The organism is Candidatus Neptunochlamydia vexilliferae, assembly GCF_015356785.1.
Lineage (GTDB): Bacteria > Chlamydiota > Chlamydiia > Chlamydiales > Simkaniaceae > Neptunichlamydia > Neptunichlamydia vexilliferae.
The window spans coordinates 1-8,277 of the sequence record NZ_JAAEJV010000069.1; the positions used below are offsets into that span (position 1 = coordinate 1).

General features: G+C 47.6%; 9 protein-coding genes. 5 read left to right on the plus strand and 4 right to left on the minus strand.

Going from position 1 to position 8,277, the window contains the following annotated elements; genetic code table 11:
- Window positions 1–141 precede the first annotated feature (141 nt).
- From floA to NEPTK9_RS08400, 4 genes are read right to left on the minus strand one after another with little or no spacing between them, the layout of a single operon-like run.
- A complete protein-coding gene (gene floA, locus NEPTK9_RS08385; protein ID WP_194848387.1) occupies window positions 142–1,143 on the minus strand; it encodes a flotillin-like protein FloA in 1,002 nt (333 codons plus the stop codon).
- The gene (locus tag NEPTK9_RS08390) at window positions 1,143–1,598 is read right to left on the minus strand and encodes an NfeD family protein (RefSeq protein WP_194848388.1); all 456 of its coding nucleotides are present in this window, start codon (window positions 1,596–1,598) and stop codon (window positions 1,143–1,145) included. The genes floA and NEPTK9_RS08390 overlap by 1 nt, the downstream gene beginning before the upstream one ends.
- Window positions 1,595–3,640: an NfeD family protein gene (locus NEPTK9_RS08395; protein WP_194848389.1), complete on the minus strand. Its 2,046-nt coding sequence runs from the start codon at window positions 3,638–3,640 to the stop codon at window positions 1,595–1,597. Before NEPTK9_RS08395 ends, NEPTK9_RS08390 begins: the two co-directional genes overlap by 4 nt.
- Window positions 3,631–4,803 (minus strand): aspartate aminotransferase family protein, encoded by a 1,173-nt coding sequence (locus NEPTK9_RS08400; protein ID WP_194848390.1) that lies wholly within the window; start codon window positions 4,801–4,803, stop codon window positions 3,631–3,633. The genes NEPTK9_RS08395 and NEPTK9_RS08400 overlap by 10 nt, the downstream gene beginning before the upstream one ends.
- Before the next feature lie 194 nt (window positions 4,804–4,997).
- On the opposite strand from NEPTK9_RS08400, the gene NEPTK9_RS08405 reads away from it, so the two are divergent.
- The 5 genes from NEPTK9_RS08405 (at window position 4,998) to NEPTK9_RS08425 (ending at window position 8,202) form a co-directional block, all read left to right on the plus strand.
- Window positions 4,998–5,543, plus strand: coding sequence for a hypothetical protein (locus NEPTK9_RS08405; protein ID WP_194848391.1), 546 nt, complete (start codon window positions 4,998–5,000; stop codon window positions 5,541–5,543).
- Window positions 5,543–6,511 carry a hypothetical protein gene (locus tag NEPTK9_RS08410; protein ID WP_194848392.1) on the plus strand — a complete coding sequence of 323 codons (969 nt, stop codon included), beginning with the start codon at window positions 5,543–5,545 and terminating at the stop codon, window positions 6,509–6,511. The genes NEPTK9_RS08405 and NEPTK9_RS08410 overlap by 1 nt, the downstream gene beginning before the upstream one ends.
- A 14-nt stretch (window positions 6,512–6,525) precedes the next feature.
- On the plus strand, window positions 6,526–7,353 hold the full coding sequence (locus tag NEPTK9_RS08415; protein WP_194848393.1) for a hypothetical protein: 828 nt from the start codon (window positions 6,526–6,528) through the stop codon (window positions 7,351–7,353).
- A 60-nt stretch (window positions 7,354–7,413) separates the two neighbouring features.
- Window positions 7,414–7,881, plus strand: coding sequence for a gluconokinase (locus tag NEPTK9_RS08420; protein WP_194848394.1), 468 nt, complete (start codon window positions 7,414–7,416; stop codon window positions 7,879–7,881).
- Between the two features lie 66 nt (window positions 7,882–7,947).
- Window positions 7,948–8,202: a hypothetical protein gene (locus NEPTK9_RS08425; protein WP_194848395.1), complete on the plus strand. Its 255-nt coding sequence runs from the start codon at window positions 7,948–7,950 to the stop codon at window positions 8,200–8,202.
- Window positions 8,203–8,277: the final 75 nt, after the last annotated feature.

Sequence of the window (8,277 nt, forward strand, 5' to 3'; positions counted from 1 at the left end):
AATGGTGCAGGAGGGGGCGGGTCCGGGGGGCGGACCCGTGGGGTTTCATAGGCCTTCTCTTTTTTCTTAGCTCCCCGCTTTTTCAAAAAGTTGACAAGGGCAACTAAGATAAGGATGAAAAAGGGATAGAGAGCATCAAAGTTACCGTTTTCTTCCACTACCTTTGTCCTCATCGTCGTAGTCAGAAAGGGCGTTCCGCATCTTGGTGTCGGCTTGGACATTTTTCATCTTGTAGTAGTCCAAAATGCCCAGGTTCCCAGAGCGAAAAGCTTCGGCCATTGCTTGGGGAATTTCTGCTTCGGCAAGGACCACTTTGGCTCGGTTTTCCTGCTCTTCGGCAACAGCCATTGCTCGCCGTTCTTCGGCTTTGGCCTGCGCGACTTGCTTATCACAGTCGGCTTGATGAATTTTCAGTTCTGCTCCAATGTTTTTTCCGACGCTGATGTCAGCAATGTCGATTGAAAGAATCTCGAAGGCGGTTTGAGCATCGAGCCCTTTTTCAAGGACAAGCTGGGTGATGAGCTGGGGAGATTCCAAAACATCCGCATGGGTGTCAGAGGCTCCAATCGCATTGACGATTCCCTCCCCGACACGAGCGATGACTGTCTCCTCGGTCGCTCCTCCAACAAGTTGGCGGATATTGGTGCGGACCGTGACCCGAGCACGGCAAAGAAGCTGCACCCCATTTTTTGCAACCGCTGTGATTGACATACTAAGATCGGGGCTAGGACAGTCGATCACCTTTGGGTTGACCGAGGTGCGAACCGCATCTAAGATGTCGCGGCCTGCAAGATCAATTGCCGTTGCTTGGCGCCAATCGAGGGGGATGTTCGCCTTCTCAGCAGCGATCATCGCGCGGACGACTTCTAAAACCCTTCCTCCCGCTAGATAATGGGTCTCTAGATCTGAGACGGTGATGCCTTTCAGTCCCGCCTTGTAGGAGTTAATGCGGGCATTGACGATCACCTGTGGAGGGATTTTCCTCAGGCTCATCCCAATGATGTTAAAAAGGGAAATCGGGGTTCCTGAGACAAAGGCTTGAAACCAGAGTTTGATATATTTTCCTAAGACGATGATAAAAATGAGCCCAACGATCCCAAGTAGGATGATGAGGGCATAAATTCCAAGTGATGTTTCTTCCATTAAAGTCTCCTTACTGTGTAACGGGCTCCTTCGCCTCCTGTGATCCTAACCAATTCTCCCTTTTTAATAAAGCGACTTTCTGAAACGGCTTGGTAACGTTCCCCTTCGACTAAGATGTGACCAGAAGGTCTCAGGCTTGTTAGAGCGGTCCCTTCCTTCCCGATCAGCTCCTTATCATAGGTTGAGGCGAGATAGCCCGACTGCTCTCCTTTGGCAAAAAGGGCTGGCTTTTGCTTCACCTTCCATAGGGCAAATTTGACAGTGGCAACGAGGAGGAGGATCATGAGGATCATGTAAACGAGAGAGAGGGTGGTACTTTTAGCAGCCCACACAAAAAGAAACAGAGAGGTGGCATAGGCAATGCCCCCCAAGATCCCTAAAATTCCTCCGGGAACGAAAAACTCGAGGTAGATGAGAAAAAGACCTGCAAGGCCAATCCCGATAGCAATGATCATTCTTCTCCCTCCTTCACGATGACCTTGCTCCCCTCAATCCGCACCACTTCGATTGCAGCATCCTTTTCTACAAAGCCACCGAGGGTAACCGCATCGAAAAGTTTGCCTCCAATCTCCACTTTTCCGGAGGGGCGCAGGGGTGTAAAGGCGGTTCCATGGGTTCCTTTTTCTGGCATTTCGTCCTTTGGAATCCCGGCAACATACCCTTCTTGTTCCCCTTTAAGGATAAGCTTGGAAAAGCGGAAATAGCGGTGAGAGAAAAAGCGGGCAAGCAAAATGATGACGACAATTGCAACGAGGAGTCCTCCACAAAGCCACGCGAGTCTTTCTACAAATGCCATTCCTACCAACCTAAATGTTTCGGGATCTAACAGATTCAGTTGACCGATCCCTGGTAGCATTAAAGCAAAAAGGGCGATAATCGTCAAGATGATTCCCAGGACCCCGGTGATCCCAAAGCCAGGAATGACAAAGAGTTCCAATGCTAAAAGGATCAGCCCCGCGCATAGAATAATGATCTCGATCCAGTTGTAGGCGTGGCTGGCAAAGCTGGAAAGGAGAATCAGGACTAAACACCCAAGGGCGATCGAGCCGGGAACTCCAAAGCTGGGGGAATTGATCTCGATATAGAGGCCCAAGATGAGCCCCATAAAAAGGAGGGAGGCGATCATGGGGTGGGTTAAGAAGCTAAAGAAGCCGACCCGCCAATCTTGGTACTCAACCATCACCGCATCGGGAATGTGTTTGAGATAGTGCTGCTGGAAAACGAGACTTTTTTTCGCGGGCCACATCCCCTCTTTTTGTTCCTTTTCGGTGATCGGAGGCAAAGGGGTGATCGGAACCTCAAAATCAGAAACTCCAAACTCTTTGAGCTCTTTTCCATTTAAGGTGAGGAGCTTTCCCTTTTCGATAATGATCGTATCGTCGCTTTCCACCTCATCCATGCTCCGGAGCTGCACCACCTGGTGGTCGCGCCACACCAAGATGAGGTCTTTATCGACCATTGCCTCAGCAATGAGAGGATCTCGTCCATAAAAGTTGGCAAGATTGGCAAATTCGGCGCGAAGAGCCGAGCTGACCTTTTCGGAAGCGCTTTCCATCTGCCCCTCTTTCCCCATAATGACCGGCTCGGCCGCTCCCATGAGCGACTTCGGCTGCGTCCCAATAAAGCGGCAGGAGTAAGCAAGCATCGCCCCTGCCGATACCGCCCAGTCGTCGATAAAGGCAATGACGGGGATGTGGTGTTGGATGTCGAGCTTTTGGAGGAGGTCGACGATCTTCAAAGCGGCAAGAACTTCCCCTCCTGGCGTATTCAGGTTAAGGACAACGAAGCGGACCCCTTTTTCGATAAAGTCTTTGAGAGCAAATTTCACATAGATGTAGGTCGATTGATCGATTGCCCTCTCTTTTTCGATCGAGATATAGCCGATAAGGTTTTCCTCGGTGTCGCTATAGGTGATCACCTCTGAGAGGTTGTCTTCTCGAGGAGCCTCCGCATAAGCAGCCGCAAAGGCCTCATCGGAAAGGACCTCATCAACAAGGCCCAGCGACTTCATTTTTTCCACGTTGAGGATGAGAGGATCGAACCCTCCAAGTTGATGGTGAGGGTCGACCATCGCATCGGCTAGGGTCGAGAGGGTTTCGAAGTGTTTTTTTTCCTTGTCGACAAGGGACTGAACAAGGGCCCGCACCTTTTCAGGGGGCTCGGGATGCTTCACCCCATAGGGGATATCGCCCCAAGCGGCAAAGGGAGTCACGATCAGCTCGTCGGCAAGGAAGGGGAGCATCGCAGCGGGCCCCACCGCCTTGCCCTGGATATAAACCGTCACAAAAGGTTTTTCCCGATGGATCTCTTGCGCAAGCGATACCACCTCATCAAAGTCGCCCGACGACGAGTTGATCTGAATGACGAGATTTTGGCATCCACACACCTCTTTTTCCATCGGAACGATCATCTCTTGATCGGCATATCCCTGAATGTTTAGATAGGCCTCATGACCAAAGAGCGAAAAAGTAAAAAGGAGAAATAGTTTTAACCACATAAAAACTCTAGCATTGTGTCTCTTGTCTTCTCTAAATGAGCGTCGGTATGGGCCATCGAAATAAAGGAGGCTTCATAAGGGGAAGGTGACACATAAATCCCCCGCTCCCACATAAAGCGGAAGTACTCCCCAAACCGCTCGTGATCGAGCTTTTCAAACCGCTCTACTTTCTCTGGGCCAAAAAAGAGGGTAAACATCCCTACCGCTTCTTGGAGACATCCGCCTCGCATCGCTTCGCGCACCGGCTTCGTAATGATCTCCCCTTTGCGCTTCAGCTCCTCATAAAAACCGGGGAGGCTTGCCAGCTCAAGAGCAGCAAGACCTGCCTCCATCGCAACGGGGTTGCCAGAGAGCGTTCCTGCTTGAAACACCTTCCCAACAGGAGCTAGCTTTTGCATAATCTCCCGTTTTCCCCCAAAAGCCGCTGCAGGAAATCCTCCCCCCACGATCTTTCCAAAGCAACTTAAGTCTGCAACCTCTTGCGACGCCCCAAACTGCGAGCGAAACCCGCTAATCACCTCATCGAAAATAAGGACTGCGCCCACCCGCTTCGTCTCTTCTCGGAGGACCTCTAAAAACTCTTGGGCCCCTGGAACCACTCCCATATTGCCCGCGATTGGCTCCACGATCACTCCCGCCACTTCATCACTCATCGCTGAGCGAAACGCCTCCACATCGTTGTAGGGAAGGGTAATGGTTTCCCCCATATCGGCATGGCCATGGTAGTTCCCCTCAAACTTGATAAAGAGGGAACGTCCTGTATGTCCCCGTGCAAGGCGGATGGCTGACATCGTCGCTTCGGTTCCCGAGGAGACGAAGCGGACCTGCTCTAAGCCGGCGACCTCTTCAACCATCTTCCGAGCCAGCTTTTCTTCAATCGCTGTAGGGATCCCAAAAGTGCTCCCCCGGGCCACCTGAGCCTGCGCCCGTGAGACGATCTCTGGATGGGCGTGGCCATGAAGGAGGGCTCCCCAGCTCATGCAATAGTCAATAAAAGTATTACCCTCCACATCGGTAATCGTATCCCCTTCCCCCCGCGCAATAATGGGGGGTGTGATCCCTAAACCACAGCAGGCGCGGACGGGCGAATTGACCCCTCCAGGGATCACCTCCTGTGATTTTTCAAATATTTCTTTTGCGCTTAAACACGTTTCTGAGGGCATAAATTTGAGCTTACACTAAAAAGAGATTTTTTAAACAAAAAAAACATTCCACTCATAGTAAACAATTTATGCTCTTCCAACTATTTAAATCGTTTTTATAGGTAGATTGAAAAACCGCTTTTTAATATGATCTTGTTTGCAGGTGGCAATACCCCCCTTTTAAGACGGAAAAATAAATTTGAGAGGTTGATTGTATGGGTTCTTATGGAAATATTGGTTTAAATGCCATGGTTGTAGATGTGGGGATGCGTCGAAATAAGATCGACCAAGCCAAGCATGAGGGAACCGCACAAAAGGTTGAAGGGATTGGAAAAGAGCTTCGAGAAACAATTCTTGTTTTGAAAAGAGAACTCACCGCAATTAAGGGAAGACATCCTGATGGAAACAATGAGGATGGAACCTTCGACATCTCAAAAGAGTCGCTCTGGGATAAAATCCTTGATTTTCAAGATATCCACCATAGTCTCCTGGATGCAACAGGAAAAGAGGGAGAAAAAAAGCCTCGATTTGGGAGAGATGAGTATGAAAAAACAAAGTCCATTAGTAAGACTGATCTAGAACAACTTATTCATGAGATTGAAGATTTAGAGACAGACCGAAAAAATGAACTTCAAATGACTTCACAACAACTTTTTCTAGATGTCAATATGAGCCTATTGATTTTTGATGCGATCAACAAAGCCCTTCAAGCCGGTTCAAGGCATCAAGAAAGAATTGCACAAAATACGAGAGCTCACTAATGAGTGGTATTGAAACTTTTTTCCCCGTTCACTCCAACCCTCTAGAAAAAGAGAAAACGGTCCGCTATTTAAAAAAGGGAGAGGAGGCTAAACAGAAAAAAGCAAAAGAAGGGATAAAAACTGCCTCTTCTGATGCTCCCCTTTTCCCCGACCTTCCGCACCTAGAAAAACTTCCTGAAACCCCCTCTAAAGTCAATTTTGACCGCTCTTCGCTCTTCACCCCTCCAGAAGAAAATGACCCCGTAGCAAAACTTCCAAACACGGGGATGGGGCAACTCATCAAGCTTGTCAGCACTCTTTGTGACCTCCAAATCCTTTCTCAAACGGGGCAATTAAAAACCTTCGAAGCACACCAAGATGGGATCAAAGAACTCCGTAAAAAAGAGCTGACTCTTTTAAAAGAAAACATCTCCACCACAGAGGCATTTGAAGTGTGGGCACATAGAAGACAGTTCCTCAATCATTTTGGAACCGCTCTTACCGTTTTAGGAACCGCAGCTTTTGCGGGATTTAGAGGGGGGAGCAAAGCAGCTCTTCTTTCTCTAGCGGGAGGAGGAGCAACGTTGGCAACAAAGCTTTACACCTACCTTTTTGGAGAGAGCACCACTGCCTCCATTATGGGGCTTGCAGGAAGTATCCTAGGAGGAGCTGCAACCACATGGTGGGGAGGACAAACCGTTGGAAAAGATCAAACAGAAACGGTTGTAACTTCTGCACTTTCTCTTGCCCTTGGGTTTGGAGATTACTACATGCGAGGTAAGTCTACAGAACAACAGCAACAAAAGCTCGAGCTCAGAGCAAAAAATAGTGAGCTTAAATTTAAGAAAGAGATGGCTGAAAAGCTTCTCAAAAAGCTAATCGGGGGCTTCAAAACAAAAGAGGCTGCCGATCTCATCAAAGCAACTTCAAAAGTCGTGGCAAACGACAATGAGATTAAAAGACGAATCGTTGCTGGGAAACAAGGTTAATATTGGAGGAAATCATGACTGATTTAGCTGTTGAACATATTTCTAAGGCTCAAGCCCTCTTAGAAGATGGGAAGGAGACAAAGCTTGCAATCGCTGCTCAAGGAGTCGCAGAGGCCCCTCCCCCTAAAATTGGAGAACTCTCAGAGGCTGACTTAGCCCTTGCTCGCGCTTTAGGAAGAAAAAAACCAAGAAATCCCATGATCACCATTTCTCTGATCATGAATATTGTCCAAAAATCTCTTAAAGACGCCTCTGATGCCCAAAAAAAGGTCAATCGAGAAAAGAAAAAAGAGTGGGAGACCTTTAGCAAAAAACAAGCTGCTAACTTTAGAGAACATAAAGAAGAGATGGAGGGAGGAACTTTCGGAACTCTCATAAAGGGATTAGCTATCGGTACAGGGCAAGCAGAAGGTATCGCCAATTTTGCAATAAATTTCCTCCATAATCAATCAAATTATAATCCGGAGTCTACAACCTATACAGGCATAAATAATAACGCTTTATTAGGCAGATGGCTTGGCGACAATGCAAAGGCTTGGGTCGTTAACTTTCTAAATAATAACGATGGACAATTGACCAAAGATGGAGTTTTAAGTAGTGCAAGAAACTGTGGTCCTACAGCAAGTAGGATGCTTGAAAAATCGCAAGAAGGCAAAATACAAATAGCAAGTCAAGGCTCTCAAATTAAAGAGGCTGAGTACCAGCAAATCACAGGAGCTTTAGGCTCTGAGTTTGGTAATGATACCCAACAACAAAGCTCAGATAAAGCCGCTATTGACAATGCAAGAGACACTGCAAGGCAGCTATATAGAACACAAGCTGAGCAGTTCATGGGCAGATAGTCCCTTTACACCATTACCCCACATTGACTAAGCTCCAAACTATAGTTTGGAGCTTTTTTTATGCGTATTGTGTTGATCGGAGTCTCAGGATGTGGGAAGACAGCGGTTGGCAAAGCCCTTGCCACAAAGCTTGGGATCCCCTTCTATGATGGAGACCTCTTCCACCCTGAAGCCAATAAGGAAAAGATGGCCCACGGGATCCCCTTGACCGATGAAGACCGCCGCCCTTTTTTAGAGGCTTTGGCAAAGCTTCTAAAAGAGGAGTCTTCCCTTGTTCTTGCCTGCTCGGCCCTCAAGGAATCGTACCGGAAAGCCCTTAGGGTCGCCCCAGACATCTGCTTTATCTACCTCAAGGGAAGTCCTGAGCTCATTCGGAAACGGCTCGAAGCGCGCAAAGGACACTTCTTCGATCCGAAGCTTTTAGATAGCCAATTTGAAGCGCTTAAAGAACCGACCGATGCTATTGTTGTTGATGCCTCCCCCCCCCCCGTTGAAGAGGTAGTTGATCAGATCTTAAAAAATATTTGACAAAAATATTCATTTCAGTCCAAAATTAAGGTGATTATATTTGCAATACATCCCCAGAGGTGAATTATGGCAGCCAGTTCAAATATACTAGGAACCAATATGCTAGCGGGTTCAGCCCCAGGCATTAATTCTGAGGCAATGTGCTCATTTCTTAAAGCTTTGGATGAAGAGGAAATAAGAGCACTTTCGTCAGACAGTTGGAAGCTTATACAGGATCAAGTTGTGGCTATAATGATCCTTCCTTCAGCATTAGTAACCTGTGGAACAGTTATGTTTCTAGCCGAATCAATGAAAAACCAGCAATTCCCGCTAAAATTTTAAGCCCTTGATTGTGATTAATTTGCAGTTTTTATAAAATTTTGTTTTCGCAAACTATTAAAAGGTAAGGGCAGAAAG